Origin of the sequence: Gillisia lutea (assembly GCF_021568705.1) — a bacterium.
Lineage (GTDB): Bacteria > Bacteroidota > Bacteroidia > Flavobacteriales > Flavobacteriaceae > Gillisia > Gillisia lutea.
Window position 1 is genome coordinate 60,263 of sequence record NZ_JAKGTH010000010.1, and the last position, 25,836, is coordinate 86,098.

Annotated in this window: 37 protein-coding genes; 33 read left to right on the top strand and 4 right to left on the bottom strand. The window is 37.1% G+C overall.

Annotated features, from left to right (window positions below):
• The gene (locus tag L1I30_RS11295) at positions 1–1,404 is read left to right on the top strand and encodes a DUF5723 family protein (RefSeq protein WP_236134404.1); all 1,404 of its coding nucleotides are present in this window, start codon (positions 1–3) and stop codon (positions 1,402–1,404) included.
• Positions 1,404–2,261, top strand: coding sequence for a hypothetical protein (locus tag L1I30_RS11300; protein WP_236134405.1), 858 nt, complete (start codon positions 1,404–1,406; stop codon positions 2,259–2,261). The genes L1I30_RS11295 and L1I30_RS11300 overlap by 1 nt, the downstream gene beginning before the upstream one ends.
• On the opposite strand, the gene L1I30_RS11305 is transcribed toward L1I30_RS11300, so the two are convergent.
• Positions 2,258–3,532 (bottom strand): replication-associated recombination protein A, encoded by a 1,275-nt coding sequence (locus tag L1I30_RS11305; protein WP_236134406.1) that lies wholly within the window; start codon positions 3,530–3,532, stop codon positions 2,258–2,260. The two genes, L1I30_RS11300 and L1I30_RS11305, sit on opposite strands and share 4 nt — an antisense overlap.
• Before the next feature lie 188 nt (positions 3,533–3,720).
• On the opposite strand from L1I30_RS11305, the gene L1I30_RS11310 reads away from it, so the two are divergent.
• Complete coding sequence (locus L1I30_RS11310) at positions 3,721–4,467, top strand: rhomboid family intramembrane serine protease (RefSeq protein WP_236134407.1); 747 nt, start codon at positions 3,721–3,723, stop codon at positions 4,465–4,467.
• Between the two features lie 5 nt (positions 4,468–4,472).
• On the opposite strand, the gene rlmB is transcribed toward L1I30_RS11310, so the two are convergent.
• The 3 genes from rlmB to L1I30_RS11325 all read right to left on the bottom strand — a co-directional run bounded on the left by rlmB (position 4,473) and on the right by L1I30_RS11325 (position 9,994).
• The gene (gene rlmB, locus L1I30_RS11315; protein WP_236134408.1) at positions 4,473–5,210 is read right to left on the bottom strand and encodes a 23S rRNA (guanosine(2251)-2'-O)-methyltransferase RlmB; all 738 of its coding nucleotides are present in this window, start codon (positions 5,208–5,210) and stop codon (positions 4,473–4,475) included.
• A gap of 86 nt (positions 5,211–5,296) precedes the next feature.
• Positions 5,297–6,763 carry a SusD/RagB family nutrient-binding outer membrane lipoprotein gene (locus L1I30_RS11320; protein WP_236134409.1) on the bottom strand — a complete coding sequence of 489 codons (1,467 nt, stop codon included), beginning with the start codon at positions 6,761–6,763 and terminating at the stop codon, positions 5,297–5,299.
• Between the two features lie 12 nt (positions 6,764–6,775).
• The gene (locus L1I30_RS11325) at positions 6,776–9,994 is read right to left on the bottom strand and encodes a SusC/RagA family TonB-linked outer membrane protein (protein WP_236134410.1); all 3,219 of its coding nucleotides are present in this window, start codon (positions 9,992–9,994) and stop codon (positions 6,776–6,778) included.
• Positions 9,995–10,380: 386 nt separating this feature from the next.
• Between L1I30_RS11325 and rpsL the strand changes: the two genes are divergently transcribed.
• The 30 genes from rpsL to rpsD all read left to right on the top strand — a co-directional run bounded on the left by rpsL (position 10,381) and on the right by rpsD (position 25,821).
• On the top strand, positions 10,381–10,755 hold the full coding sequence (rpsL, locus tag L1I30_RS11330; protein WP_144959384.1) for a 30S ribosomal protein S12: 375 nt from the start codon (positions 10,381–10,383) through the stop codon (positions 10,753–10,755).
• 23 nt (positions 10,756–10,778) lie between these two features.
• Positions 10,779–11,255: a 30S ribosomal protein S7 gene (gene rpsG / locus L1I30_RS11335; protein WP_236134411.1), complete on the top strand. Its 477-nt coding sequence runs from the start codon at positions 10,779–10,781 to the stop codon at positions 11,253–11,255.
• 4 nt (positions 11,256–11,259) lie between these two features.
• Positions 11,260–13,368 carry an elongation factor G gene (fusA, locus tag L1I30_RS11340; RefSeq protein ID WP_236134412.1) on the top strand — a complete coding sequence of 703 codons (2,109 nt, stop codon included), beginning with the start codon at positions 11,260–11,262 and terminating at the stop codon, positions 13,366–13,368.
• 10 nt (positions 13,369–13,378) lie between these two features.
• On the top strand, positions 13,379–13,684 hold the full coding sequence (gene rpsJ / locus L1I30_RS11345) for a 30S ribosomal protein S10 (protein WP_010230113.1): 306 nt from the start codon (positions 13,379–13,381) through the stop codon (positions 13,682–13,684).
• A gap of 184 nt (positions 13,685–13,868) precedes the next feature.
• Positions 13,869–14,480 (top strand): 50S ribosomal protein L3, encoded by a 612-nt coding sequence (gene rplC, locus L1I30_RS11350; protein WP_236134413.1) that lies wholly within the window; start codon positions 13,869–13,871, stop codon positions 14,478–14,480.
• Positions 14,480–15,109 (top strand): 50S ribosomal protein L4, encoded by a 630-nt coding sequence (gene rplD / locus L1I30_RS11355; protein ID WP_236134414.1) that lies wholly within the window; start codon positions 14,480–14,482, stop codon positions 15,107–15,109. Before rplC ends, rplD begins: the two co-directional genes overlap by 1 nt.
• 5 nt (positions 15,110–15,114) lie before the next feature.
• The gene (gene rplW, locus L1I30_RS11360) at positions 15,115–15,405 is read left to right on the top strand and encodes a 50S ribosomal protein L23 (protein ID WP_236134415.1); all 291 of its coding nucleotides are present in this window, start codon (positions 15,115–15,117) and stop codon (positions 15,403–15,405) included.
• A gap of 9 nt (positions 15,406–15,414) precedes the next feature.
• A complete protein-coding gene (gene rplB, locus L1I30_RS11365; protein ID WP_236134416.1) occupies positions 15,415–16,242 on the top strand; it encodes a 50S ribosomal protein L2 in 828 nt (275 codons plus the stop codon).
• 6 nt (positions 16,243–16,248) lie between these two features.
• Positions 16,249–16,527, top strand: a complete 279-nt coding sequence (rpsS, locus tag L1I30_RS11370) for a 30S ribosomal protein S19 (RefSeq protein WP_236134417.1) — start codon at positions 16,249–16,251, stop codon at positions 16,525–16,527.
• Positions 16,528–16,535: 8 nt separating this feature from the next.
• Positions 16,536–16,943: a 50S ribosomal protein L22 gene (gene rplV / locus L1I30_RS11375; protein WP_236134418.1), complete on the top strand. Its 408-nt coding sequence runs from the start codon at positions 16,536–16,538 to the stop codon at positions 16,941–16,943.
• A gap of 7 nt (positions 16,944–16,950) precedes the next feature.
• Positions 16,951–17,676 (top strand): 30S ribosomal protein S3, encoded by a 726-nt coding sequence (gene rpsC, locus L1I30_RS11380; protein ID WP_236134419.1) that lies wholly within the window; start codon positions 16,951–16,953, stop codon positions 17,674–17,676.
• A 19-nt stretch (positions 17,677–17,695) separates the two neighbouring features.
• A complete protein-coding gene (rplP, locus tag L1I30_RS11385) occupies positions 17,696–18,115 on the top strand; it encodes a 50S ribosomal protein L16 (protein WP_236134420.1) in 420 nt (139 codons plus the stop codon).
• A gap of 12 nt (positions 18,116–18,127) precedes the next feature.
• Entirely contained in the window at positions 18,128–18,319 is a 192-nt protein-coding gene (gene rpmC / locus L1I30_RS11390) for a 50S ribosomal protein L29 (protein WP_236134421.1), read from the top strand.
• Between the two features lie 21 nt (positions 18,320–18,340).
• Positions 18,341–18,598: a 30S ribosomal protein S17 gene (gene rpsQ / locus L1I30_RS11395; RefSeq protein ID WP_236134422.1), complete on the top strand. Its 258-nt coding sequence runs from the start codon at positions 18,341–18,343 to the stop codon at positions 18,596–18,598.
• A 2-nt stretch (positions 18,599–18,600) separates the two neighbouring features.
• Positions 18,601–18,969: a 50S ribosomal protein L14 gene (gene rplN / locus L1I30_RS11400; RefSeq protein WP_139065752.1), complete on the top strand. Its 369-nt coding sequence runs from the start codon at positions 18,601–18,603 to the stop codon at positions 18,967–18,969.
• An 11-nt stretch (positions 18,970–18,980) separates the two neighbouring features.
• Entirely contained in the window at positions 18,981–19,292 is a 312-nt protein-coding gene (rplX, locus tag L1I30_RS11405; RefSeq protein ID WP_236134423.1) for a 50S ribosomal protein L24, read from the top strand.
• A 2-nt stretch (positions 19,293–19,294) separates the two neighbouring features.
• Positions 19,295–19,846 (top strand): 50S ribosomal protein L5, encoded by a 552-nt coding sequence (gene rplE / locus L1I30_RS11410; protein ID WP_236134424.1) that lies wholly within the window; start codon positions 19,295–19,297, stop codon positions 19,844–19,846.
• 2 nt (positions 19,847–19,848) lie between these two features.
• Positions 19,849–20,118, top strand: coding sequence for a 30S ribosomal protein S14 (rpsN, locus tag L1I30_RS11415; RefSeq protein ID WP_236134425.1), 270 nt, complete (start codon positions 19,849–19,851; stop codon positions 20,116–20,118).
• A gap of 22 nt (positions 20,119–20,140) precedes the next feature.
• Positions 20,141–20,539: a 30S ribosomal protein S8 gene (rpsH, locus tag L1I30_RS11420; protein WP_236134426.1), complete on the top strand. Its 399-nt coding sequence runs from the start codon at positions 20,141–20,143 to the stop codon at positions 20,537–20,539.
• Between the two features lie 18 nt (positions 20,540–20,557).
• On the top strand, positions 20,558–21,100 hold the full coding sequence (gene rplF / locus L1I30_RS11425; protein ID WP_236134427.1) for a 50S ribosomal protein L6: 543 nt from the start codon (positions 20,558–20,560) through the stop codon (positions 21,098–21,100).
• 12 nt (positions 21,101–21,112) lie between these two features.
• Complete coding sequence (gene rplR, locus L1I30_RS11430) at positions 21,113–21,466, top strand: 50S ribosomal protein L18 (RefSeq protein WP_236134428.1); 354 nt, start codon at positions 21,113–21,115, stop codon at positions 21,464–21,466.
• A 6-nt stretch (positions 21,467–21,472) separates the two neighbouring features.
• A complete protein-coding gene (gene rpsE / locus L1I30_RS11435) occupies positions 21,473–21,997 on the top strand; it encodes a 30S ribosomal protein S5 (RefSeq protein ID WP_236134429.1) in 525 nt (174 codons plus the stop codon).
• A 12-nt stretch (positions 21,998–22,009) separates the two neighbouring features.
• Complete coding sequence (gene rpmD / locus L1I30_RS11440; RefSeq protein WP_236134430.1) at positions 22,010–22,192, top strand: 50S ribosomal protein L30; 183 nt, start codon at positions 22,010–22,012, stop codon at positions 22,190–22,192.
• Positions 22,193–22,201: 9 nt separating this feature from the next.
• Positions 22,202–22,654, top strand: coding sequence for a 50S ribosomal protein L15 (gene rplO, locus L1I30_RS11445; RefSeq protein ID WP_236134431.1), 453 nt, complete (start codon positions 22,202–22,204; stop codon positions 22,652–22,654).
• An 11-nt stretch (positions 22,655–22,665) separates the two neighbouring features.
• Entirely contained in the window at positions 22,666–24,003 is a 1,338-nt protein-coding gene (gene secY, locus L1I30_RS11450) for a preprotein translocase subunit SecY (RefSeq protein WP_236134432.1), read from the top strand.
• Between the two features lie 3 nt (positions 24,004–24,006).
• Positions 24,007–24,222: a translation initiation factor IF-1 gene (infA, locus tag L1I30_RS11455; RefSeq protein WP_008239515.1), complete on the top strand. Its 216-nt coding sequence runs from the start codon at positions 24,007–24,009 to the stop codon at positions 24,220–24,222.
• 5 nt (positions 24,223–24,227) lie between these two features.
• The gene (ykgO, locus tag L1I30_RS11460) at positions 24,228–24,344 is read left to right on the top strand and encodes a type B 50S ribosomal protein L36 (protein WP_006988528.1); all 117 of its coding nucleotides are present in this window, start codon (positions 24,228–24,230) and stop codon (positions 24,342–24,344) included.
• A gap of 3 nt (positions 24,345–24,347) precedes the next feature.
• A complete protein-coding gene (gene rpsM / locus L1I30_RS11465; RefSeq protein ID WP_236134433.1) occupies positions 24,348–24,722 on the top strand; it encodes a 30S ribosomal protein S13 in 375 nt (124 codons plus the stop codon).
• 8 nt (positions 24,723–24,730) lie between these two features.
• On the top strand, positions 24,731–25,123 hold the full coding sequence (gene rpsK, locus L1I30_RS11470) for a 30S ribosomal protein S11 (protein ID WP_236134434.1): 393 nt from the start codon (positions 24,731–24,733) through the stop codon (positions 25,121–25,123).
• Positions 25,124–25,215: 92 nt separating this feature from the next.
• Positions 25,216–25,821, top strand: a complete 606-nt coding sequence (rpsD, locus tag L1I30_RS11475; protein WP_236134435.1) for a 30S ribosomal protein S4 — start codon at positions 25,216–25,218, stop codon at positions 25,819–25,821.
• Positions 25,822–25,836: the final 15 nt, after the last annotated feature.

The window sequence follows — 25,836 nt, forward strand, 5'->3', positions numbered from 1 at the left end:
ATGAGAGAACTCTTTATTCTAGCCTTTTTTTTTATTATCATTTCCTGTCAAGGGCAAAATAAGCAGTTACTGTATAATGTAAGTTGGCTGCCACAAACCTTAATGAGTAATCCAGGAGCGAACATTACTTTCGACCGCCATTTTGGAGTTCCTTTTTTATCTCAGGTTCACGTTTCTGCCGGTTCTACCACTGCCAATCTTCATGATATTTTTGAAGATTCAGATGCCGACATTAATGAGAGGGTTACAGCAACAATTAGGAGGCTAACCAATAAAGATCATTTTATGGTGAATGAGCAATTGGAAATTGTATCGTTAGGTTGGCGCCTGAATAAGGAACATTATCTTTCTATGGGGGTGTATCAGGAGATGGATATGTTTGCTTATTTCCCTAAAGATCCAGCCGTGTTAGTTAACGAAGGTAATAATGATTATATCAACCTGCCCTTCGATTTTTCTGATCTTGCTTTTACCGGAGAGATATTAACTGTGTATCATTTAGGGCTCAATAAAAAAATCAACCCATGGTTAACAGTAGGAGCAAGAGGTAAGTTGTATTCTGGGATTTTCAATGTAGAAAGTACTAATAATTCCGGGGTATTTATAACTAGAGATACTCCTGAAGGTCCTAATTATTATCGTCATTTCGCTGAGAATATTGATATTAGAGTAAACACTTCTGGTTATGCTTCATTAAAAGGGGATGGTCAATCGGTACAAGAGTCTACAAAAGATTTACTGAAGCGTTCCTTCTTTGGGGGTAATTTTGGGGCGGGTATAGACTTGGGGGCTACCTATGCCTATAGAGAAAATCTGATATTTACTGCCTCGGTTCAGGATATTGGAATAATGTTGCAAAGAAGCGATGTGGAAAATTATACTTATCGTGGAAGTTACCAAACCGATGGAATTGAACCGTTGTTTCCAGATGTAGATGAAAATGGGAAAACTATTCCATATTGGGATATTTTCGAAGATGAAGTGGATAAGAATTTAAAAGACAAGACCCTGAATGAATCTTATGTTACATGGAGACCTAGGAAAATAAACGCTTCTGTGGAATATGGCTATGGAAAAATATTTAGTCCTTGCGATTATAGACGACCGGATAATAGAAGGCATAAAAGTAGAGTGGGTCTTCAAATGTTTGGTATTCACCGACCAAAAACTTTCAATATGGCTATGAGTGTCTATTACGATAGTAAGGTGACAAAAACCTTGCGATTAAAGGTGGCTTATACCGTAGACGATTATTCCTTTACGAATCTAGGGTTTTTAATATCTAAGAACTTTAAAAATTTTAATGCATACCTTGCAGCAGATAATATATTTGGATATCTTAATCTCGCTAAATCCCAAAGTGCATCCATACAATTAGGAATGCAATTTATAGTTACTAAATAATGAAAAAAACACTTTTTATTTGCGCCGTATTTTTTATGACAGCGGCATCAACTTTCGCACAAAATCTTAATTCATATAAATATGTTGTGGTTCCTAATCGATTCGAATTCTTAAAGGAATCGAACCAGTATCAACTTAATGAATTAACAAAGTTCCTTTTTGAAAAGTATAATTTCAAGGCGTTCTTTAATGATGAGGAAATTTCTGAAGAATTTGGGAGCAATAGGTGTTCTATGTTGTACGCCGATGTAATAGATAATTCCGGTTTATTTTCAACAAAACTTCAGTTGATTTTAAGGGATTGTAATAATAAGCAAGTGTTTGTTTCAGAAGAAGGGACTAGTAAAATTAAGGAATTCAAAAAAGCTTATCATGAGGCTTTGCGTGAAGTTTTTGAATCTGTAGAAGCGTTAAATTACGCTTATGTAAAAGAGACTATTCCTGAGGTAGTAGAGCAATTACCTGAAAAAAATGAAGTTGCTGTAGCTGTTGCTAATGAAGAAAAGATGCAAGTGGTTGACTCCGAAAAACCAGCAGCTAAAGAGGTACCATCCAAGAAGGAGACCGCTCCTTTAAATAGTGGTAAAAAAGTAGCGTCAGCAGGAAAAACCAATTTTGAATATGAAGGGAATTCCTTCTATCTTTTGAAATCTAATGAGGGTTTCAAGTTTTATCAAGAGGGAATGGCAGAGCCGTTTGCTGCGTTAATTGCATCCGGTAGAGAAGGGAATTTTATTTATTCTTCAATTGGTTCTCAAGGTACAGCCTACTTTGGAAAGGAAGGTAATCTGGTGGTTGAGTTTTTAAATTCCGATAAAACTTCTGTTGTTTCTAAGAAATATGTTTTAAAAGACTAGTAATCGTATCTGGTTTTCCAACGCTTCTTTAAAAATTCTCTTTGAGCAGCCTCTCTTTGATTGTTGCCGGGATTATAAAGAGTAGTGTTCTTGATCTCTTCCGGTAGAAAGTCGGCCTCTACAAAGTTATTAGCATAGTTATGCGCGTACTGGTAATTATCTCCATAGCCTATATCTTTCATCAGTTTAGTGGGAGCATTTCTTAATGGGAGTGGAACCGAGAGATTTCCGGTTTTCTTTACTAAGCTTATTGCCTGGTTAATTGCCATATACGAAGCATTACTTTTTGCAGAGGTTGCTAAATAAATAACGCATTGACTTAGAATTATGCGAGATTCGGGAAAACCTATAGTACTTACCGCCTGAAAGGTGTTATTAGCCATAATTAAGGCTGTTGGATTGGCATTTCCTATATCTTCACTCGCAAGGATCAATAATCTTCTGGCGATAAATTTAACATCTTCTCCGCCTTCGATCATTCTTGCCAGCCAATATACTGCGGCATTAGGGTCACTCCCGCGAATAGATTTTATAAAAGCTGAAACTATATCGTAATGCTGCTCTCCCGTCTTATCATACAGTACCGTGTTTTGTTGTACTTTATCCAGTACAAGTTGATTCGTGATTTCAACAGGTCCCGCGGTAGAAGTAACCAAGAGTTCAAAGATGTTAAGTAATTTTCTTGCATCACCTCCGCTTAGACGTAAGAGTGCCTCCGTTTCGGTTAATTTAATGTCTTTTTGTTTTAAAACGGTATCCTCTTTCATTGCTCTATGTAGAAGAGCAATCAATTCTTCTTTTCCAAAAGGTTTCAAGATATAAACCTGACATCGGCTTAACAATGCAGAAATTACCTCAAAACTTGGGTTTTCGGTAGTAGCTCCTATCAAAGTGACCCACCCCTTTTCTACCGCTCCTAATAGTGAATCCTGTTGTGATTTACTGAATCTATGAATTTCATCAATAAATAAAATAGGATTTTTGGTGGTGAATAAACCGTCACCTTTCTTAGCCTTCTCAATTATTTCTCTAACGTCTTTAACACCGCTGCTTATAGCGCTAAGAGTATAGAAAGGTCGCTGACTTTCTTTGGCTATAATATTGGCTAAGGTAGTTTTCCCAACTCCCGGTGGGCCCCATAATATTAGAGAGCCTATACTACCTTGCTTTATTTGTTGGGCAATAGCGCCATTAGGTCCAATAAGATGTTGCTGACTTAAATAGTCGCTAAGTTTTTCTGGTCGTAAGCGTTCTGCAAGAGGTTTATTCATTTTACAAAGGTAGTAATTAGGAAGTCAATTTTGGAAAACTTAGCATTTTTGCCAATTTGTCAAAGCTATTATTTCAGCATAAGATTTGATTAATATATTTTGATTTAAGCTAAGAGGTCATCTAATAATTATGATAGTATATGTGTAAAGTTGAGCGGGTCTTTTCTAGTTAATATGTAATTTTAAGTATGTCCAAACAAAACTTTTCAATAAACCAGGATTCACCTTTCCAATTTACTTTGGGGGTAATAGGTTATCCGCTAATGTTTGTTATTTTAATCTGGTTGGTATTCTGGTTTGAAATAAGATTTGGATACGATTTTAATTATTTAGGCGTTCGCCCCAGAACATTTTCCGGTCTTAGGGGAGTGTTATTCTCTCCCTTCATACATTCTGATATCAAGCATTTATTCCATAATACAATTCCACTGTTGGTTCTCTCCACGGCGCTATTTTATTTTTATAGAAAGATTAGCTGGCAGATTTTGTTTTTGGGAATGTTGCTTACAGGTCTTTTAACCTGGAGCATTGGAAGGGAGGCAACTCATATTGGTGCCAGTGGCATGATCTATTTACTGGCTTCCTTTTTATTTTTTAAAGGGATATTTTCAAAATATTACCGGTTAATGGCGTTGTCTTTTATCGTAGTGTTTATGTATGGAGGAATGTTATGGTTTATTGCTCCTGTAGACCCTCAGATTTCCTGGGAAGGGCATTTATCTGGTCTCGTTGTAGGTTTGCTTTTCGCATTTATGTACAAAGAAAAGATTGAAAAATCCCCTAAGTATGAATGGCAGCGCCAAGATTATGAAGAAGAACAAGATGCTTTTATGAAGCATTTTGATGCTGAAGGAAATTTTATTGAAAATTTGCCAGATGAAGATTCAGAAGATGTAACCTATAATTATATCTATAAAGAAAGAACCGAAGATTAATCAATCTATAATCGTTGTCTAACGATTTCATATAAAAATGCGCCACATGCTACTGAAACGTTTAGTGAACCAATAGTCCCAAACATTGGTAATTTAGCTTTGTCATTAACAATTTTAAGAACAGAGGGATTAATTCCTCTTCCTTCACTACCCATAATTAAAGCTGTTGGTTGATTAAAGTTAGTGTCATACAAAGTAGTATCACTTTTCTCGGTAGCAGCCACAACATTCACTCCAGAGCCTTGTAAATAATATATGGCATCTTTAATGTGATTCACTTTACAAATAGGAATATTGAATACAGCTCCTGCTGAAGTTTTTACGGTGTCTGCATTCACCGGTGCACCACCCTTATTTTGAACAATTATAGCATGTACTCCACAGCATTCGGCTGTTCTAATGATAGCACCAAAATTCCGGGCATCGGTTACTTGATCCAATAGTAGGAAAAGGGGAGTGGTGGAAGTGTCTTCTAGTACTTTTTGTACTATTTCCTCCATTTCCGGAAATTCAATTGGTGAGATCTTTGCTACAACCCCTTGGTGATTTCCCTGTGTTAACTTTTGAAGTTTTTCTACCGGAACATACGAAATATTATATCCTTTTTTACCAATTACTGATAATAACTCTTGAAACAATGGGTTGTTCAGGCCTTTTTGAATATAGATCTTATCGATGTTCTTCTCACTTTGAATAGCTTCAATAACAGTGCGTATTCCAAAAATAGTAGTAGTGTCTTCCATAGCGCAAAGATAGGTTTTTCTTAAATCTAGCAAATAAAAAAAGCTGCCCAATTTGGGCAGCTTTTAGAATATGAAGAGTGTTAAAATTAATCTTCAGCAGGTCCTCCTGGGTATGTTGATTGATCTGGAGTTGTTACATCCCAGAACAATGCGGTATAAAGGTCATCCCCACCTATGGCTGCTGATGCAGCTTCATAGTTAGTTAAGTTAAGGTTTTGTTCACCTATAGGATAAGTATATCTTAAAGGAACAAAATTACCACTATCTTCAGGTAAGTTTAACACTGGAGTATCAAATTTTCTCCAAACGTTCCATCCCATGATTGAATTATCATACATGGCGATCCAGAACTGAGTTCCTAATTGTTCTCTCCAATTTTCTGCGTCGTAAGCAACATCTGCTTTTGCTAAATAAGTTGCAGCAGCGGCATCAGATCCACCCCAGTAATTAATTGAAGCAGTAATTGCAGCATTATAATGTTCTTCTGCAGTTCCGGTAACACCGTAACCTCTTTGAGCAGCTTCAGCTAAATGAAATTCAACTTCTGAATAGTCTAAAAGGATTCCCGGTAAAGTAGGATCTAAGAACGCTTCACCTACATGAGTATAAGAAGGGTAAGAGTTACTACCTCCATAAATACCTCCAGTGTAAGTTGCCAAGTTGTCATCGAAATAAGCAGATCTTCTTGGGTCTTCAAGATCATTCATGATATCCACTAGAGTATTAGCGGGAACATAATCAGATCTTCCACTCTCCACAAGGTCACTCCATAATGGGTTCGTGTTTGGATTTGTGCTTTGGTATACGATGGTTGCATTGTCGTCGTTAGACATAAATACACCATTGCTTGCAGCAGTTTCTGTTGCAGATTGAGCAAGACCAGGGTTTACATCAGATAATCTCATTCCTATTCTCAAAAGAAGAGAGTTAGAGAATTTTGCCCAGCTGTCCATGTCGCCACCGTAAATTACATCAGAGCTACCGAAACCATTTCCAGCTTGGAAATCAGAATTAATAGCGGTTAACCTTGAAATCAGGTCAGCGTAAATTGTTGCTGCGTCGTCATACTTTGGTTGTGGGAAATCTGCTGCATTTAATGCTTCAGAGTAAGGAACATCCCCAAAAGTATCAACAAGAACCTGCCATGTGTATACTTCTAATACTTCTAATTGAGCCAATCTTGCAGTTTTTTCACCTTCAGTTAATTCCACATCAGCTTGAACTAAACTTTTAGAGTCGCTAATATCAAAAAGAACATCTCTATATAGTTCATTCCATTGGTTATCTGTAATTCCTCGGTTATTTAAATCATAATTTGGTTCATCTAAATATGTTGTAGATGTCCAGTATTGTGATATAAACCTGAAGATATTTCGGTTAACATTGGCACTTGCCATTTGATCCCCTAAGCTTACAGTAGCAGCAGTAAATAAGAAGTCTGCTTTTACTTCAGTAGGGTTTTTAGGATCCCGGTTATAATCTTCATATTGCTCATCTGTCTGGCAGGACCATAGTGATGCGAGAGCAATAATTGTTAAAATGTATTTTTTCATTTTTTTCTATTATTAAAAGTTAAATTTCACACTAGCTCCAATTTCTCTCGCAGTTGGATAGGCTCCTGATTGGTATCCTTGAACATTCCCCGAACTTAATCCTGCTTCAGGATCAGAGTAAGGTATGTTTTTATGGATAATCCATAGGTTTCTACCTATTAAAGAGATAGATGCATTAGTAAAAGGTAGAGCGTCAAGAACGTTATCTCCAAAATTGTAAGTAAGTCCTGCCTCTCTTAATTTAACGAAAGATGCGTCATAAACGTGACCTTTATTTGCATCTCTGGCATATCCGTAAGGGTTAGCGTAATAATCGGTTCTTGCTCTTACAGTGTTAGGTTGCCCATCTGCAGTTACACCAGGAAGAATTACCCCACCACCATTAGCGATAGAATTTCTTATTGGGTTTCCTAATTCATTAGTACCAACGCTACGATCATACATACCAGTAGCGAAACCGTACCATGTATCAAGTGAGAAGATATCACCACCTTGCTGAACATCGATTAAGAAATTTAAGCTAACATTCTTGTATTGGAAGTTGTTAGAAATACCACCTGTCCAATCTGGTTGGATGTTTCCGATTATTTCGTTACTAGTTGAAGATTTTAAGTAATATCCGTTAGATCCAACTATTTTATTTCCATTGTCATCATATATGTAATCTGTTCCTCTAATTGCACCATAAGGTTGACCAGGTGCAGCATTAATAGAGATACCACCTTGAAGCGATGCTAATTCTAGGTTGTCAATTCCATCAGTTAACTCAATAACTTCATTCTCATTTTTAGACCAGTTAATAGTCATGTTCCAGTTGAAGTCTTCAGTTCTAATAGGGTTGATGTTCAATAATACTTCTAAACCTTTATTTTGAACAGTTCCTGCATTTAAAAGTTTCGTGTCGAATCCAGTTGCATTTGATACTGGTACCGGTGTAATTTGATCGTATGTTCTGGTTCTGTAGTAAGATACATCAAAACCAAATCTTTTATCAAAGAAATTCGCTTCTAATCCAACTTCGTAAGATTTTGAAGTTTCCGCCGTTAAGTTTAAATTTTTAAGGCTACTACCGTTACTTGCACTACCTGAACCTGCAAAACCAGGGTTAACAACATAAGTATTGAATACGTTGTAAGGATTCGTGTCATTACCAACTTCTGCATAGTTAGCTCTTAATTTAGCAAAGTTTAGCCAATCTGCTTCGAATACGTTAGATAATAAGATACTAGTAGATACAGATGGATAGTAGAAAGTATTGTTGTCCATTGGTAAAGTAGAAGATCTATCTCTTCTAATTGTACCCTCTACAAAATATGTGTTTTTGAAACCTAAACCAGCACGTGCGTAAACACCGTCAACCATAGAAGTATATTCAACTTCGGTTGGAGCTAATAATGGACCAGCGCTATTGCTTAATGCATAGAAACCTGGCTTATTCAATCCACCATTAGTAGCGGCCTGAATGTAGTTACGTTGGTTTCTTCTAAGGTTTCCTCCAATATTTCCATCTAGATTCAAATCTTCTGTAAGGTCTTTATTGAAGTTTAATATTAAATCGTAGTTATATTCTGCAACTCTGTTATTAAATCTTGAGTAGCTAGCTACATCTGCACTTCCAACATTGATACGTTCTTCTTGTAATTCATCGTAGGTATCAAAAGAGAATCTACCAACAACACTAAAAATGTCATTAATCTCATAGTTAAGATTTAGATTTCCGAAATAACGGTTTCTAGTATCAGTTTCATAATTCTCGTATCTAGTCCAATATGGGTTGTCTGAATAGATAGGTGATAAATCAGATGGGCTATTTGGGTTCCAAGTTATGTTTTCTCCAGTAGCGAAGTAAGCATCTCTTTGCTCGTATAAATCAACATTGGTTTGAAACCATTGTCTAAACTGTTGCATTGGGTTTCCAGAAGAATATCCTGTTCCATATCTACCTTTACCATCTGTTTTGGTATAAGTAATATTAGCAGAAGCACCAAACTTATCAGTTAAATCTTGGGTAGCACTAAAAGTAATAGTGTTTCTTTTGATTTCACTATTTGGCAAGTTACCTTCCTGTAACATGTTATTTGCAGATAATCTAAAAGATCCCGTATCTGATCCACCATCTAAGGCTACAGAATTGATTGCAGTATAACCGGTTTCCCAGATATCATTTGGTGTGTGCTCAGCGGCTACCCAAGGTGTTGCAACTTGATAAGTATCTGTTAATTGCGGGTAGATTGAATTCCACTGGTAGATCAATCTGTTAGGGTCAAACTTTCCTCCAAAAGAAGCATCCTCTGTGAATGGAGTAGTCTCATCTAATGTACCGTCTCCATCAACATCATATAAATTAAAATAGCCATCTTCAGACTCGTAGTAAGCACCGTACCCAGCACCATACTCATTTTGATAAACTGGTAAAGTTTCTTTATCGACGTTAGAAATCATTATAGAAGAGTTTACAGATACTCCTATACCTTTCCCTTTATTCCCTTTTTTAGTTTCGATAATTACAACTCCATTCGCAGCTCTTGCACCGTATAATGCTGTTGCTGCCGCACCTTTTAATACGTTAATAGATGCAATGTTGTTTGGATTGATGTCTGCAGCAGCATTCCCGTAGTCATATCCTCCTCTACCTGCTTGCTGATTGCTTCCGTTTGTGTTCGCGTTGCTAATTGGTGTTCCGTCAACGACAAACAACGCTTGGTTATTACCGGTAATAGAAGCGTTACCTCTAATTACAACGTTGGAAGAACCTCCAATTGTACCAGAGGATTTAATGTTTAAACCAGCTACTTTTCCTGAAAGTGAGTTCATAAAGTTTGAAGTTGGAACGTCAGAAACTTCTGAACCGTCTACTTCTTGGGTAGCATATCCAAGAGATTTTTTCTCTCTTTTAATACCTAAAGCAGTAACAACTACTTCGTCTAGTTGGGCAGCGTCTGCTTTAAGAGTTACATTTAAAGTTTTTGAAGCCCCCACTGGGTATTCAGCTTTCTGTAGCCCGATGAAAGAAAATACTAAAACATCTCCTTGAGAAGCCTGAATTGAGTAATTCCCGTCAAAATCGGATTGTACTCCAGTTGATGTACCCTTAACAAGAATATTTACCCCGGGGAGCGGTAAACCATCTTCATCGGTAACGGTTCCCGTTACCGGCTGTCCTTGTGCAAAGGTTAGTTGCACGACAAACGCTAATATTAGCGTTAAAATTCCACTAAATTTTGTTTTCATTGTTTAATTTGTTTGAATTAGCCAGCGCCAAAAATCATAATTAAAGGTTAACAATCCAAATGTTTAATGCTAAAATGTTGAATCTATTTTAAATTAATGTTAACAATTTCAGTTAATCGGTTGATAAACAGATTAAATTTTATGATTTGCTATTCTTGAAAATGTGCATTTTTTATTTTTTTAAATGCCAGATTTTTTATAATTGGGCTATTTTTTCTTTTTAATTAGGCAAATGTGCTTTGTGATTAATTAAAGCTTGAGTCAAATTCGCAAACTCCATTGAAAATTAATGAATTATCATTTGAATCTTTCGTTTTTTATTCTACCTTTGCAGACCCTAAAAAATAGGGAGGTAATTTTTAACAATAATTAGTGTAAGAGAAATTATGCCAACAATTTCACAATTAGTACGAAAAGGAAGAGCCAAAATAACCAAGAAGAGTAAATCGGCTGCTTTGGAATCGTGCCCTCAAAGAAGAGGTGTTTGTACGCGTGTTTACACAACTACTCCTAAGAAACCTAACTCTGCAATGCGTAAAGTTGCAAGGGTAAGGTTGACTAATGGAAAAGAAGTGAACGCCTACATCCCTGGAGAAGGTCACAATCTACAAGAGCACTCGATAGTATTGGTTAGAGGCGGAAGGGTAAAAGATTTGCCAGGAGTTAGATACCACATCGTTCGTGGTGCCTTAGATACCGCAGGTGTTGAAGGGAGAACTCAGCGTAGATCTAAATACGGAGCAAAACGCCCTAAGAAGTAATTAAAAACTTTTAATGTAAAGACATGAGAAAAAGACAGCCAAAAAGGCGGCCTATTTTACCAGATCCAAAATTCAATGATCAGTTAGTAACTCGTTTTGTTAACATGATGATGTGGGATGGTAAGAAATCAGTTTCCTTTAAAGTGTTTTACGATGCGATTGCAATCGTAGAAGAGAAAAAACAAGATGATGAGAAATCAGCCTTGGAAATTTGGAAAGATGCCCTTTCTAATGTAATGCCACACGTTGAAGTAAGAAGTAGACGAGTTGGTGGTGCTACATTTCAAATTCCAATGCAAATTAGACCAGACAGAAAAGTTTCAACTGCAATGAAGTGGTTGATCTCTTATTCTAGAAAGCGTAATGAGAAATCAATGGCTCAGAAATTAGCCGGAGAAATCATATCTGCTGCCAAAGAAGAAGGGGCTGCCGTTAAAAAACGTGTAGATACTCATAAAATGGCTGAAGCTAACAAAGCATTCTCTCACTTTAGATTCTAAAAAAATGGCACAAAGAGATTTAAAATTCACAAGAAATATAGGTATTGCTGCGCATATTGATGCTGGTAAAACCACTACTACAGAGCGTATCTTGTTTTATACAGGTGTAAGCCACAAGATTGGAGAAGTTCATGACGGTGCTGCTACTATGGACTGGATGGAGCAAGAGCAGGAAAGAGGTATTACAATTACTTCTGCTGCTACTCATTGTAAGTGGAATTATAGAAATCAAGAGTTTACAGTAAATATTATTGATACTCCTGGTCACGTAGATTTTACCGTAGAGGTAGAGCGTTCTTTACGTGTATTAGATGGTATGGTTGCTTTATTCAGTGCGGTTGATGGTGTTGAGCCTCAGTCTGAAACTGTTTGGAGACAAGCTGATAAATATAGAGTTCCTCGTTTAGGATTTGTAAACAAAATGGACCGTCAGGGATCTGACTTCTTTAATGTTTGTAACCAGGTAAGAGAGATGCTAGGTGGAAACCCAGTGCCTTTGCAAATACCAATTGGTGAGGAAAATGATTTTAAAGGTGTTGTAGATTTAATATCTAAAACAGCTATCGTTTGGAATGAAGAAGATTTTGGAATGACCTATGAAACCATAGATATTCCAGCTGAATTGATGGACGATGTAAATAAGTATAGAACTTTATTAGTTGAAGCGGTTGCTGAATACGATGAAGCTTTGATGGAGAAATTCTTTGAAGATGAAGCTTCTATTACTGAAGATGAGATTATTGCTGCGCTTAGAGCTGCAACTATCGATATGTCTATCATTCCAATGATGTGTGGTTCTGCCTTCAAAAATAAAGGTGTTCAAATGATGTTGGATGCAGTTATGCGTTATTTACCATCTCCTGTGGATGTTGATGCTATTATTGGTATGAACCCAGATACAGAAGAAGAAGAATCTCGTAAGCCTAATGTGGACTCTCCGTTTTCTGCTTTAGCATTTAAAATTGCTACCGATCCTTTCGTTGGTCGTTTAGCATTCTTTAGAGTTTACTCTGGAGCTTTGGATGCTGGTTCTTATGTATTGAATAACCGTTCCGGTAAAAAAGAACGTATCTCACGTATCTATCAAATGCACTCTAACAAGCAGGAGCCTATTGATAGAATTGAAGCTGGAGATATTGGAGCTGCTGTTGGTTTTAAAGATATTAAAACCGGAGATACGCTTACCGATGAAAAACATCCAATTATATTAGAATCTATGTCTTTCCCTGCGCCGGTAATTGGTATCGCTGTAGAGCCTAAGACAAAAGCTGATGTTGATAAAATGGGTATGGCTTTAGCTAAATTAGCTGAAGAAGATCCAACTTTCCAAGTTAAGACTGATGAAGCTTCAGGACAGACTATTATTTCAGGAATGGGTGAATTACACCTTGAGATTCTTGTAGATCGTTTGAAAAGAGAATTCAAAGTTGAAGTTAACGAAGGTCAACCTCAGGTAGAGTACAAAGAGACTATTACTAGAACTGCAGATCATAGAGAAGTTTATAAGAAGCAATCTGGTGGTCGTGGTAAATTTGGTGATATCGTATTTGAGATGTCTCCTGCAGATGAGGACTTTAAAGGTCCGGGTCTACAATTTATCGACTCTGTAAAAGGTGGACGTATTCCTAAAGAATTCATCCCATCTGTTGAAAAAGGTTTTAAAGAAGCTATGAAAAACGGTCCTTTGGCTGGTTTTAAAATGGACTCTTTAAAAGTTGAATTGAAAGATGGATCTTTCCACCCTGTGGATTCTGATCAACTTTCATTCGAATTGGCTGCAAAAATGGGGTACAAAGTAGCTGCTAAGAAAGCAGGAGCTGTAATCCTTGAGCCAATAATGAAGGTTGAAGTAGTTACTCCAGAGGAGAACATGGGAGATATCGTAGGAGATTTGAACAGAAGAAGAGGACAGGTTAATGACATGTCTGACAGATCTGGAGCTAAAGTTATTAAAGCTGAAGTTCCGCTTTCTGAAATGTTTGGATATGTAACAACATTAAGAACATTGTCTTCTGGTAGAGCAACTTCTACAATGGAATTTTCTCACTATGCTGAAACACCTTCTAACATTTCAGAGTCGGTTATTAAAGCAGCTAAGGGAACAAACGAATAATATTAGGGATATGAGTCAGAAAATCAGAATAAAATTAAAATCCTACGATCATAACTTAGTAGATAAATCTGCTGAGAAGATTGTAAAGACCGTAAAAACTACGGGCGCTGTGGTAACAGGACCAATCCCGTTGCCTACACATAAAAAAATCTTTACTGTATTGCGTTCTCCACACGTGAACAAAAAAGCTAGAGAACAATTTCAATTAAGCTCTTACAAAAGATTGTTGGACATCTATAGTTCTTCATCTAAAACTATCGATGCTTTAATGAAGTTAGAATTACCTAGCGGAGTAGAGGTGGAAATTAAAGTGTGATAATTTAGTCTTCTTGTTTAATTATTAATAAGTAGGAGAACAAAGTTATTAACGCCTTTAGAAAGTTAAGTCTTTCAAATACATGTCCTGCGCAGTAGTCAAGGGAAAAACGGAAAAATACATTCAGGATTGGAAGTATTTTCAATCCTGAATATTTTTAATAAATAATTTAATAATAATAATTATGTCTGGGTTAATAGGAAAGAAAATAGGCATGACCAGCATTTTCGATGAGAATGGAAAGAACATTCCATGTACCGTTGTACAAGCAGGTCCTTGCGTAATTACCCAAGTCAGAACCAAAGAGGTTGACGGGTACGAAGCACTTCAACTTGGTTTCGATGACAAAAAGACTGCTAATAAAGCTGCCACTGGGCACGCTAAAAAAGCCGGAGCCGTAGCAATGCGCAAAGTCGTTGAATTCAAGGGATTTGAAGGAGAGCACAAATTAGGTGATAGCATTACTGTTGAACATTTCATTGAAGGCGAGTTTGTTGACGTTTCAGGAATAAGTAAAGGTAAAGGTTTCCAAGGTGTTGTAAAAAGACACGGTTTTGGTGGAGTTGGACAAGCAACCCACGGACAGCACAACCGATTAAGAGCTCCAGGTTCTATTGGTGCAGCGTCATATCCTGCGAGAGTATTCAAAGGAATGCGTATGGCTGGCCGTATGGGAGGTGAAAAAGTGAAATTAGAAAACTTGAGAGTTTTAAAAGTGGTAGCTGATAAAAATCTACTAGTGATCAAAGGAAGTATTCCAGGTCATAACAACTCTTATGTAATCATTGAGAAGTAATGGAAATAGCAGTAGTAGATATTAAAGGAAAAGAAACAGGTAGAAAGGCGAGTCTTTCTGATGCTGTTTTTGCAATAGAGCCTAATAATCACGCGGTTTATCTTGATGTAAAACAATACTTGGCTAACCAACGTCAAGGAACGCACAAAGCTAAAGAGCGTGCGGAAATTACAGGTAGTACCCGTAAGATTAAGAAGCAAAAAGGAACTGGTACAGCTCGTGCTGGTAGTATTAAATCTCCTGTTTTTAGAGGTGGAGGTCGTGTATTCGGTCCGCGTCCTAGAAACTACGGATTTAAATTGAACAAAAATTTAAAAAGATTGGCTAGAAAATCTGCTTTATCTCTTAAAGCAAATGACAAGGCAATCATCGTTGTTGAAGATTTTCAATTCGATACTCCAAAGACCAAAAACTTTATCGATGTTTTGAAAGGTCTTGGTATTCAGGATAAAAAGTCTTTAATAGTGTTGGGTGAGTCAAATAAAAATGTATATTTGTCGTCACGCAATTTAAAGGGCTCTGAAGTTGTAAGTGCTTCGGAATTAAGTACTTACAAAATACTAAATGCAAATAATATTGTGTTTGTAGAGGGGTCTTTAGAAGGAATTGAGTCGAATTTAAGTAAATAAGCACTATGAGTATCTTAATAAAACCTATTATTACTGAAAAAGCGACAGCAGATAGCGAGTTGAATAACCGCTTTTCTTTTGTTGTAAATAACAGGGCGAATAAGATTGAAATTAAAGAAGCGGTTGAGTCTGCTTATGGTGTTTCAGTTACTAAAGTTCGCACAGTTAATGTCCGTCCAGATCGTAAATCTCGTTATACAAAAACGGGAGTGATCACTGGTAAAACAAGTGCTTTTAAAAAAGCATATGTACAGGTGGCGGAAGGTGAAACTATTGATTTGTATAGTAATCTCTAAGATTAAAAAATGTCAGTTAGAAAATTAAAACCAATCACCCCTGGTCAGCGATTTAGAGTAGTTAATGGATTTGACGCCATTACTACTGATAAGCCGGAGAAAAGTTTATTGGCTCCGATTAAAAAGTCAGGTGGTAGAAACAGTCAAGGAAAAATGACCATGCGCTATAAAGGTGGTGGTCATAAAAAACGTTACAGAGTTATAGACTTTAAGCGTGACAAGCATGGAGTTCCTGCTACAGTTGCGACTATAGAATATGATCCAAATAGAACGGCTTTTATCGCTTTATTGAATTATCAAGATGGTGAAAAAAGATATGTTGTTGCTCAAAATGGGTTGCAAGTAGGTCAGAACATCATTTCAGACGCAGAAGCTGCGGCTCCTGAAATTGGTAACTGTATGCCGCTTTCAAGTATTCCATTGGGTACTATTATTTCTTGTATCGAATTACGTCCTGGACAAGGAGCTGTTATGGCTCGTAGTGCAGGTGCTTTTGCTCAGTTAGTTGCTAGAGAAGGTAGATATGCTACCATCAAGCTTCCTTCAGGAGAGATTAGAAGAGTGCTTGTAACATGTATGGCAACTATTGGTGCTATATCCAACAGTGATCATCAGCTTATCGTTTCTGGTAAAGCTGGTAGAAGCAGATGGTTGGGTAGAAGACCGCGTACAAGACCGGTTGTGATGAACCCAGTAGATCACCCAATGGGTGGTGGTGAAGGTAAATCTTCAGGAGGTCATCCACGTTCTAGAAAAGGTTTACCTGCTAAAGGTTACAGAACCAGATCTAAAACGAAGGCGAGTAATAAGTATATTGTAGAACGTAGAAAGAAATAATAAGATATGGCACGTTCATTAAAAAAAGGACCTTTCGTTCATTATAAATTAGATAAAAAGATTTCTCTAAATGTAGAATCTGGTAAAAAAGCAGTTATCAAGACTTGGTCTAGAGCTTCTATGATTACGCCAGATTTCGTAGGGCAAACTATCGCTGTGCACAACGGGAAACAATTTGTTCCGGTTTATGTAACAGAAAACATGGTAGGTCATAAATTAGGAGAATTCTCACCGACTAGATCTTTTAGAGGTCACGCTGGTGCGAAAAACAAAGGTAAAAGATAATTGAAGCTATGGGAGTTCGTAAAAGAGAAAAAGCAGAGCAAACAAAAGAAGCTAAGAAATCAATAGCTTTTGCAAAACTGAATAACTGCCCTACCTCGCCAAGAAAGATGCGTTTGGTCGCAGATTTAGTACGTGGTGTAAGAGTAGAAAAAGCGCTTCAAATTTTGAAATTCAGTTCTAAGGATGCATCTCGCAAATTAGAGAAGTTATTGCTTTCTGCAATAGCTAACTGGCAAGCGAAAAATGAAGATGCAAGTATCGAAGATGCTGAATTGTTTGTAAAAGAGATTCGCGTTGATGGAGGAAGTATGTTGAAAAGACTACGTCCTGCTCCACAAGGTCGCGCACATAGAATTAGAAAACGTTCCAACCACGTTACATTAGTGCTTGGGGCTATCAATAATACACAAAGCTAAGAAGAGTATGGGACAGAAAACAAATCCAATCGGGAATCGCCTTGGTATCATTAGAGGATGGGAATCCAACTGGTACGGAGGAAATGACTACGGCGATAAATTAGCCGAAGACGATAAGATTAGAAAATACATCCATGCTCGTTTATCTAAAGCGAGTGTATCTAGGGTAATTATCGAGCGTACCCTTAAACTTGTAACCGTTACTATCACTACTGCTAGACCTGGTATTATTATTGGGAAAGGTGGACAAGAGGTAGACAAGTTGAAAGAAGAGCTTAAGAAAATTACCGATAAGGAAGTTCAAATAAACATCTTTGAAATTAAGAGACCTGAATTAGATGCTCACTTAGTTGGTTCAAGCATTGCAAGACAAATAGAGAATCGTATCTCTTACCGTCGTGCAATTAAGATGGCCATCGCAGCTGCAATGAGAATGAATGCTGAGGGTATTAAAGTACAGATTTCTGGTAGATTGAACGGTGCTGAAATGGCACGTTCTGAAGCTTACAAAGATGGAAGAATTCCATTATCAACTTTTAGAGCCGATATTGACTATGCTTTAGTTGAGGCACATACTACTTACGGTAGATTAGGTGTTAAAGTGTGGATCATGAAAGGTGAGGTTTACGGTAAAAGAGAACTTTCTCCGCTAGTTGGAATGTCCAAGAAGCAAGGAGGAAAAACCGGAGGAGCCGCACGAGGTGGTAACAACAAATCACGTCGTAGAAAGTAATTTTTTAAAGTAAAGAAAAATGTTACAGCCTAAAAGAACAAAATATCGCAAGATGCAGAAAGGCCGTATGAAAGGAAACTCTCAAAGAGGGCACAGACTTTCAAACGGTACATTCGGAATCAAGTCACTAGATTCTAATTTCCTTACTGCGCGTCAAATAGAAGCAGCTCGTATCGCCGCTACTCGTTTTATGAAAAGAGAAGGTTCATTATGGATTAAAATATTTCCAGATAAGCCTATTACAAAAAAGCCTCTTGAAGTACGTATGGGTAAAGGTAAAGGTGCTGTAGAATATTGGGCAGCAGTTGTGAAGCCAGGAAGAATACTATTTGAAATAGGTGGTGTTCCTTATGATGTTGCAAAAGAGGCATTGCGTCTAGCAGCTCAAAAGCTTCCAGTTAAAACTAAGTTTATTGTGGCTAGAGATTATCAAGCTTAATTAAGAGACGTTATGAAACAATCAGAAGTAAGAGAATTATCTCCAGCAGAACTACAAGAAGAACTAGCTAAAACTAGGAAAGCATATTCAGATTTAAAAATGGCTCACGCAGTTTCGCCATTAGAGAACCCAATACAGTTACGTGCTGTAAGAAGATCTATAGCGAGGATTGCTACAGAGTTAACAAAAAGAGAACAACAATAATTAGTGTTATTCTGCTGAAAGATGGAAAAAAGAAATTTAAGAAAAGAACGTATAGGTGTAGTTACCAGTAACAAAATGACGAAATCAATCGTGGTTGCTGAAGTAAAAAAGGTAAAACACCCCATGTATGGAAAGTTCGTTTTAAAAACGAAGAAGTATGTGGCACACGACGAGACAAATGACTGCAACATTGGAGATACTGTAAAAATAATGGAAACACGTCCATTGAGTAAATCTAAATGTTGGAGACTAGTAGAAATAATTGAAAGAGCTAAGTAAAAATGGTACAACAAGAGTCTAGATTAAGAGTAGCAGACAATACCGGGGCAAAAGAAGTTTTGACCATTAGAGTATTAGGGGGTACAAAAAGAAGATACGCTTCTGTTGGAGACAAGATAGTTGTCAGTGTTAAAGAAGCTACACCTAATGGAAACATTAAGAAAGGTGCGGTTTCAACAGCAGTTGTTGTTCGTACCAAGAAAGAAGTACGCAGACCAGACGGATCTTACATTCGTTTTGATGATAATGCATGTGTTCTTTTAAACCCAGCCGGTGAAATGCGCGGAACACGTGTATTCGGACCTGTAGCCCGTGAGCTTCGTGATAAGCAATTCATGAAGATTGTATCATTAGCACCAGAGGTGCTTTAATACATTATAAAATGACAAAGCTTAAAATAAAATCAGGAGATACAGTAAGAATTATCGCTGGAGATCATAAAGGTCAAGAGGGAAAAGTTCAACGCATTATCCGCGAGAAGAACAAGGCAATTGTGGAAGGTTTGAACATGGTTTCTAAACATGAGAAGCCAAGTGCAGCGAACCCACAAGGAGGAATAGTGAAAAAGGAAGCACCTATCCATATTTCCAACTTATCTTTAATCGATAAAAAGGGTGATACTACCCGTGTTGGTTACAAGATGGAAGATGGTAAGAAAGTGAGATTTTCCAAAAAATCAAATGAAGTAATTTAGTTATGGCATACGTACCAAGACTTAAACAAGAGTATAAAGACAAAATAGTGTCGGCTCTTACAGAGGAATTCAGTTACTCAAACATCATGCAGGTTCCAAAACTACAAAAGATAGTTTTGAGCCGTGGAGTTGGAGCAGCTGTAGCAGATAAAAAATTGATCGATCATGCAGTTGATGAGTTAACTATGATCACAGGTCAAAAAGCGGTATCAACCATTTCTAAAAAAGATGTTGCTTCATTTAAACTACGTAAAGGAATGCCAATTGGGGCAAAAGTTACTTTACGTGGAGAGAGAATGTACGAATTTTTAGATCGTCTAATAACTTCAGCACTACCAAGAGTACGTGATTTTGGAGGGATAAAAGCAACTGGTTTCGATGGTAGAGGAAATTATAACCTTGGTATTACCGAGCAAATTATTTTCCCTGAAATCGATATCGATAAGGTGAATAAGATCTCTGGAATGGATATTACGTTTGTAACATCTGCACCAACAGATAAAGAAGCGAAATCATTGTTAACGGAACTAGGTTTACCTTTTAAAAAGAATTAATTATGGCTAAAGAATCAATGAAAGCCCGTGAGGTGAAGAGACAAGAAACGGTAAAAAAATATGCTGAGAAACGTCAGGCTTTGAAAGAAGCTGGTGACTTTGAAGCTTTGCAAAAATTACCAAAGAATGCCTCTCCTGTACGTTTACACAATCGTTGTAAATTAACTGGAAGACCTAAAGGGTATATGAGACAATTTGGTGTTTCTCGTGTAATGTTTAGAGAGATGGCCAATAAGGGGTTAATCCCAGGTGTAAGAAAAGCTAGTTGGTAATTAAGATTTAAAAGGACAAAAAATGACTACAGATCCTATTGCAGATTATTTAACAAGAATTAGAAATGCCGTACTCGCTAACCACCGTGTTGTTGAGATACCTGCATCTAATCTTAAAAAGGAGATCACTAAAATATTATTCGATCAGGGATATATTCTTAGTTACAAGTTTGAAGATAATGCCACTCAAGGAATTATCAAGATAGCTCTTAAGTATGATAAGCTTACTAAAGAGCCTGTAATTAAAGCTATCCAACGAATAAGTAAACCCGGTTTACGTAAATACGCCGGAGCAAATGAATTGCCACGTATATTAAACGGACTTGGAATTGCTATTGTTTCTACTTCTCATGGAGTGATGACAGGAAGACAAGCTCAAGCTGAAAAAGTTGGTGGTGAAGTTTTATGCTACGTTTACTAATACTTAAAGACTTAAGAAATGTCAAGAATAGGTAAAAACCCAGTCAGCATTCCGGAAGGAGTTCAAGTGAACTTTCAAGACGGCGTTATGACGGTAAAAGGGAAATTAGGAGAATTAACTCAAAAAATTGAGGACATCCAGGTTGTTATTGAGGATGGAATGATTACTTTTGAGCGCTCTTCAGATAAGAAGGACCAAAAAGCAAAGCATGGGTTATACCGTGCCTTGGTAAATAACATGATTGAAGGTGTAGCTAATGGTTATACAAAACAATTAGAACTTGTAGGGGTAGGTTATCGTGCGTCTAATCAAGGACAAAAATTGGATTTGGCCATTGGGTTCTCTCATAACATTGTTATTGAAGTGGCACCAGAGGTTAAAGTGGAAACAGTTTCAGATAAAGGTAAGAACCCTATCGTGAAACTTACTTCTCATGATAAACAACTGGTAGGTCAAGTGGCAGCTAAAATTCGTTCCTTCCGTGCTCCAGAGCCATACAAAGGAAAAGGAATTAAATTTGTAGGTGAGCAATTAAGAAGAAAAGCAGGTAAATCAGCTTAATAGATTTTAGATATGGCATTTTCAAAACAAGATAGAAGAAATAAGATAAAGAAGAGGATTCGTAAGGATATTACTGGAACTTCAAGTCGCCCAAGGTTGGCAGTTTATAGAAGTAATAAAGAAATTTATGCTCAAATAGTAGACGATGTAGCCGGGAAGACTTTAGTTGCAGCTTCTTCTAGAGACAAGGATCTTTCAGTAGATGGTAATAAGGTTGAAAAATCTACCGCTGTAGGAAAGGCTCTTGCCGAAAAAGCGCTAAAAGCCGGAATTGATACCATTTCTTTTGATAGAGGTGGATATTTGTATCACGGTAGAGTTAAATCATTAGCAGAAGGTGCTCGTGAAGGAGGACTTAAATTCTAAAAAGATATGTATCAAGATTATAAAAATGTAGAACTTGTAAAACCAGCAGGTCTTGAATTAAAAGATCGTTTGGTTGGTGTGCAACGTGTTACAAAAGTTACTAAAGGTGGTAGAGCATTTGGTTTCTCTGCTATTGTAGTAGTAGGTGACGAGAATGGTGTTGTTGGACAAGGTTTGGGTAAATCCAAAGAAGTTGCAGACGCTATCGCTAAAGGTGTTGAGGATGCTAAGAAAAACTTAGTTAGAATTCCTTTGAATAAAGGAACTCTTCCTCATGAGCAAAAAGGGAAATACGGTGGAGCAAGAGTTTTATTACTTCCTGCTGCAACTGGTACCGGTATTATTGCTGGTGGTGCCATTCGTGCCGTATTAGAATCAGTTGGAGTACATGACGTACTTTCTAAAAATCAAGGTTCTTCAAATCCTCATAACGTAGTAAAAGCTACTTTTGATGCGTTATTGCAATTACGTAGTGCTCAAACCGTTGCTAAGCAACGTGGTATTACGTTAGATAAAGTATTTAAAGGTTAATTCAAGGATAAAATGGGAAAGATAAAAGTTACACAGGTAAAAAGTGCGATTAGACGTACTCAGAACCAGAAACGTACTTTAGAAGCACTTGGTCTAAGAAAATTAAATCAAGTTGTAGAGCACGAGAACACACCAAATATCCTTGGTATGGTAAATAAAGTTCAACACTTAGTTTCTGTAGAGGAAACAAAATAATAAACTCACATGAATTTAAGTAACTTAAAACCTGCAAAAGGTTCAGTTCAAAGTAACAGCAAGCGTGTTGGTAGAGGAGAAGGTTCCGGTAAAGGTGGAACTGCGACCCGTGGACACAAAGGGGCGAAGTCCCGTTCTGGTTACTCAAGAAAAATTGGTTTTGAAGGAGGGCAGATGCCACTTCAACGTCGAGTGCCTAAGTTTGGTTTTACTAACATTAATCGTAAAGATTACCAAGGTGTTAATTTAGATACGCTTCAAGCTCTTGTAGATGAAGGTAAAATTACTGACACTGTGGACATGCAAGTGTTGGTAGAAAACAGATTAGCGCGCAAAAACGAACTAGTTAAGATATTAGGTAGAGGAGAATTAAAAGCAAAGTTGAAAATATCTGTTCATAAATTTACTGCCTCAGCAAAGGAAGCTATCGAAGCTGCCGGAGGTGAAGTTGTTACTTTATAATAGATAAGAAGATGAAATTTATCAATACTATTAAGAATATTTGGAAAATAGAGGAGCTAAAAAATAGAATTTTAGTTACCCTAGGTTTATTATTAGTGTATCGTTTTGGTGCACAGGTAGTATTGCCTGGAATTGATGCTTCACAGCTTGCGAATCTTGCCAATCAAACAGATAGCGGTCTTTTAGGGCTGTTAAACGCTTTTACAGGCGGAGCATTTTCGAATGCTTCCGTTTTTGCGTTGGGTATTATGCCTTATATCTCTGCCTCTATTGTAGTGCAGTTAATGGGGATTGCAGTGCCTTATTTGCAAAAACTTCAAAAAGAAGGTGAAAGTGGAAGAAGAAGGATCAATCAAATTACAAGATGGCTAACTATAGCTATTACTTTGGTTCAAGGACCTGGTTATATTTATAATTTGTTTGCTACTTTACCTCAAAGTGCCTTCCTTTTGGGAGATACAGTAACTTTCGTTGCATCATCAGTAATTATTTTAGCTACTGGAACTATTTTTGCAATGTGGTTAGGTGAGAAAATAACTGACAAAGGAATTGGTAATGGAATATCCCTATTAATTATGGTAGGTATTATTGCAAGAATGCCACAGTCCTTTATACAGGAATTTGCTTCCAGAGTATTCGAATCTAATGGAGGTTTGATTATGATCTTAATTGAATTGGTAATTTGGTTTGCTATTATTCTTGGATCTATTATGTTGGTGATGGCGGTTCGCCAAATACCAGTGCAATATGCAAGAAGAACAGCCTCTGGAGGATATGAGAAGAATGTATTTGGATCAAGACAATACATTCCTCTTAAATTAAATGCTTCCGGTGTAATGCCAATAATTTTCGCTCAGGCAATTATGTTTATTCCAGCTGCCGTTGCAGGTCTTTCTGATGGAGAGACTTCTCAGGGGATTGCAGCTGCATTTAGTAATATATTTGGCTTTTGGTACAATGTTGTATTTGCTTTATTGATTATAGTGTTTACTTATTTCTATACCGCAATTACAGTACCTACTAACAAAATGGCAGATGATCTTAAAAGAAGTGGAGGGTTTATTCCCGGGGTTCGTCCTGGTGGTGAAACTGCAGATTTCTTAGATAGAATCATGTCTCAAATAACCCTTCCGGGTTCAATTTTCTTAGCGCTTATAGCAGTGTTCCCTGCTATTGTAGTGCAGCTGTTGGGTGTGCAACAGGGATGGGCATTGTTCTTTGGAGGTACTTCACTATTAATTTTAGTGGGGGTTGCGATTGACACTATGCAGCAAGTAAATTCATATTTGCTAAATAGGCATTACGACGGGTTGATGAAAACCGGTAAAAATAGAAAAGCAGTAGCATAAACTATGGCAAAACAATCAGCAATTGAACAGGACGGAACGATCATTGAGGCATTATCAAATGCCATGTTTCGGGTAGAACTGGAAAACGGTCACGTAGTGACTGCACATATTTCGGGTAAGATGAGAATGCATTACATTAAATTGTTACCTGGAGATAAAGTGAAATTAGAAATGAGCCCTTACGATTTAACAAAGGCTCGCATAACGTATAGATATTAATTAAGATGAAAGTTAGAGCATCAGTTAAAAAAAGAAGTGCCGAGTGCAAAATTGTACGAAGAAAAGGCAGACTTTACGTGATTAACAAAAAGAATCCTAAATTCAAACAAAGACAAGGTTAAGTTATGGCTAGAATTGCAGGGGTAGATATACCAAAACAAAAAAGAGGAGTTATAGCATTAACCTATATCTTCGGAATTGGAAAGAGCCGCGCTCAGGATATCCTGAAAGAAGCTAATGTAGATGAGAGCACTAAAGTTTCAGATTGGACCGATGATGAGATTGGAAGAATTCGTGACGCAGTAGGAGTTTTCAAAATTGAAGGTGAATTACGTTCAGAAGTACAAATGAGCATCAAACGTCTTATGGATATTGGATGTTACAGAGGGATCCGTCATAGATCTGGTCTTCCATTAAGAGGACAACGTACCAAGAACAATTCAAGAACCAGAAAAGGTAGAAGAAAAACAGTTGCTAACAAGAAGAAAGCAACTAAATAATAAGTAAGATGGCAAAAACTCAAAAAGCAGCTCAAAAGAAACGTAAAGTAATCGTTGAGTCTAATGGAGAAGCTCATGTTACGGCTTCCTTTAACAACATTATTATATCTTTGACTAACAAAAAAGGAGATCTTATCTCTTGGTCGTCTGCCGGTAAAATGGGCTTCAGAGGATCAAAGAAAAATACTCCTTACGCGGCACAATTAGCTGCTGAAGATGCATCGAAAGTTGCTCATGAAGCTGGTTTGCGTAAAGTGAAAGTATATGTAAAGGGACCAGGAAATGGTAGAGAATCTGCTATTCGTTCTATCCATAATGCAGGAATTGAAGTAACTGAAATTATCGATGTTACTCCATTACCTCACAATGGATGTCGACCTCCTAAAAGACGTAGAGTTTAATTAATTATCAAGTATAAACAAAGCAAGCACTAAGATTATCGAAGGACAGTGACCTTAATTCATAATCGCTTACTTTTTAAAAACAATTTTCAATGGCAAGATATACTGGTCCAAAGACTAAAATAGCTCGTAAATTTGGCGAAGCTATCTTCGGAGATGACAAATCTTTCGAAAAAAGAAATTACCCTCCGGGACAACACGGTAACAACCGTAGGAGAGGTAAAAAATCTGAATATGCTATCCAGTTAATGGAAAAGCAAAAAGCAAAATACACTTATGGTGTATTAGAGCGCCAATTCAGAAACATGTTTGAAAAAGCTACCCGTGCGAATGGTATTACTGGGGAGGTACTTTTACAATTATGTGAATCTCGTTTAGATAATGTAGTTTATAGAATGGGAATTTCTCCTTCTAGAAGTGGAGCTAGACAATTAGTTTCTCACAGACACATTACTGTTAATGGCGAGATCTTGAACATTCCATCATATCAATTAAAACCTGGAGATGTAGTTGGGGTTAGAGAAAAGTCTAAATCTTTGGTAGCTATCCAAGATTCTCTTTCCAACTCAAGTGCTACTTACGAGTGGATTACTTGGAACAATGACACCAAACAAGGAACTTTCGTTTCTGTACCTGGTAGAGTTCAAATCCCGGAAAACATAAATGAACAATTCATCGTCGAATTATATTCGAAATAATAATTCACAGAAGTC

Coding starts and splice junctions, on each gene's coding strand:
- L1I30_RS11300 (WP_236134405.1), top strand. CDS start 1,404: ATGAAAAAAACACTTTTTATTTGCGCCGTATTTTTTATGACAGCGGCA.
- rpmC (WP_236134421.1), top strand. CDS start 18,128: ATGAAACAATCAGAAGTAAGAGAATTATCTCCAGCAGAACTACAAGAA.
- L1I30_RS11310 (WP_236134407.1), top strand. CDS start 3,721: ATGTCCAAACAAAACTTTTCAATAAACCAGGATTCACCTTTCCAATTT.
- L1I30_RS11325 (WP_236134410.1), bottom strand. CDS start 9,994: ATGAAAACAAAATTTAGTGGAATTTTAACGCTAATATTAGCGTTTGTC.
- fusA (WP_236134412.1), top strand. CDS start 11,260: ATGGCACAAAGAGATTTAAAATTCACAAGAAATATAGGTATTGCTGCG.
- rplF (WP_236134427.1), top strand. CDS start 20,558: ATGTCAAGAATAGGTAAAAACCCAGTCAGCATTCCGGAAGGAGTTCAA.
- secY (WP_236134432.1), top strand. CDS start 22,666: ATGAAATTTATCAATACTATTAAGAATATTTGGAAAATAGAGGAGCTA.
- rpsQ (WP_236134422.1), top strand. CDS start 18,341: ATGGAAAAAAGAAATTTAAGAAAAGAACGTATAGGTGTAGTTACCAGT.
- rpsE (WP_236134429.1), top strand. CDS start 21,473: ATGTATCAAGATTATAAAAATGTAGAACTTGTAAAACCAGCAGGTCTT.
- rpsS (WP_236134417.1), top strand. CDS start 16,249: ATGGCACGTTCATTAAAAAAAGGACCTTTCGTTCATTATAAATTAGAT.
- rpsN (WP_236134425.1), top strand. CDS start 19,849: ATGGCTAAAGAATCAATGAAAGCCCGTGAGGTGAAGAGACAAGAAACG.
- rplR (WP_236134428.1), top strand. CDS start 21,113: ATGGCATTTTCAAAACAAGATAGAAGAAATAAGATAAAGAAGAGGATT.
- rplB (WP_236134416.1), top strand. CDS start 15,415: ATGTCAGTTAGAAAATTAAAACCAATCACCCCTGGTCAGCGATTTAGA.
- rpsH (WP_236134426.1), top strand. CDS start 20,141: ATGACTACAGATCCTATTGCAGATTATTTAACAAGAATTAGAAATGCC.
- rplO (WP_236134431.1), top strand. CDS start 22,202: ATGAATTTAAGTAACTTAAAACCTGCAAAAGGTTCAGTTCAAAGTAAC.
- rplW (WP_236134415.1), top strand. CDS start 15,115: ATGAGTATCTTAATAAAACCTATTATTACTGAAAAAGCGACAGCAGAT.
- rpsL (WP_144959384.1), top strand. CDS start 10,381: ATGCCAACAATTTCACAATTAGTACGAAAAGGAAGAGCCAAAATAACC.
- rpsK (WP_236134434.1), top strand. CDS start 24,731: ATGGCAAAAACTCAAAAAGCAGCTCAAAAGAAACGTAAAGTAATCGTT.
- rplX (WP_236134423.1), top strand. CDS start 18,981: ATGACAAAGCTTAAAATAAAATCAGGAGATACAGTAAGAATTATCGCT.
- rpsG (WP_236134411.1), top strand. CDS start 10,779: ATGAGAAAAAGACAGCCAAAAAGGCGGCCTATTTTACCAGATCCAAAA.
- rpsM (WP_236134433.1), top strand. CDS start 24,348: ATGGCTAGAATTGCAGGGGTAGATATACCAAAACAAAAAAGAGGAGTT.
- L1I30_RS11295 (WP_236134404.1), top strand. CDS start 1: ATGAGAGAACTCTTTATTCTAGCCTTTTTTTTTATTATCATTTCCTGT.
- rlmB (WP_236134408.1), bottom strand. CDS start 5,210: ATGGAAGACACTACTACTATTTTTGGAATACGCACTGTTATTGAAGCT.
- rpsD (WP_236134435.1), top strand. CDS start 25,216: ATGGCAAGATATACTGGTCCAAAGACTAAAATAGCTCGTAAATTTGGC.
- rplD (WP_236134414.1), top strand. CDS start 14,480: ATGGAAATAGCAGTAGTAGATATTAAAGGAAAAGAAACAGGTAGAAAG.
- rpsJ (WP_010230113.1), top strand. CDS start 13,379: ATGAGTCAGAAAATCAGAATAAAATTAAAATCCTACGATCATAACTTA.
- rplV (WP_236134418.1), top strand. CDS start 16,536: ATGGGAGTTCGTAAAAGAGAAAAAGCAGAGCAAACAAAAGAAGCTAAG.
- rplP (WP_236134420.1), top strand. CDS start 17,696: ATGTTACAGCCTAAAAGAACAAAATATCGCAAGATGCAGAAAGGCCGT.
- rpmD (WP_236134430.1), top strand. CDS start 22,010: ATGGGAAAGATAAAAGTTACACAGGTAAAAAGTGCGATTAGACGTACT.
- ykgO (WP_006988528.1), top strand. CDS start 24,228: ATGAAAGTTAGAGCATCAGTTAAAAAAAGAAGTGCCGAGTGCAAAATT.
- rplN (WP_139065752.1), top strand. CDS start 18,601: ATGGTACAACAAGAGTCTAGATTAAGAGTAGCAGACAATACCGGGGCA.
- L1I30_RS11305 (WP_236134406.1), bottom strand. CDS start 3,532: ATGAATAAACCTCTTGCAGAACGCTTACGACCAGAAAAACTTAGCGAC.
- rplC (WP_236134413.1), top strand. CDS start 13,869: ATGTCTGGGTTAATAGGAAAGAAAATAGGCATGACCAGCATTTTCGAT.
- rpsC (WP_236134419.1), top strand. CDS start 16,951: ATGGGACAGAAAACAAATCCAATCGGGAATCGCCTTGGTATCATTAGA.
- infA (WP_008239515.1), top strand. CDS start 24,007: ATGGCAAAACAATCAGCAATTGAACAGGACGGAACGATCATTGAGGCA.
- L1I30_RS11320 (WP_236134409.1), bottom strand. CDS start 6,763: ATGAAAAAATACATTTTAACAATTATTGCTCTCGCATCACTATGGTCC.
- rplE (WP_236134424.1), top strand. CDS start 19,295: ATGGCATACGTACCAAGACTTAAACAAGAGTATAAAGACAAAATAGTG.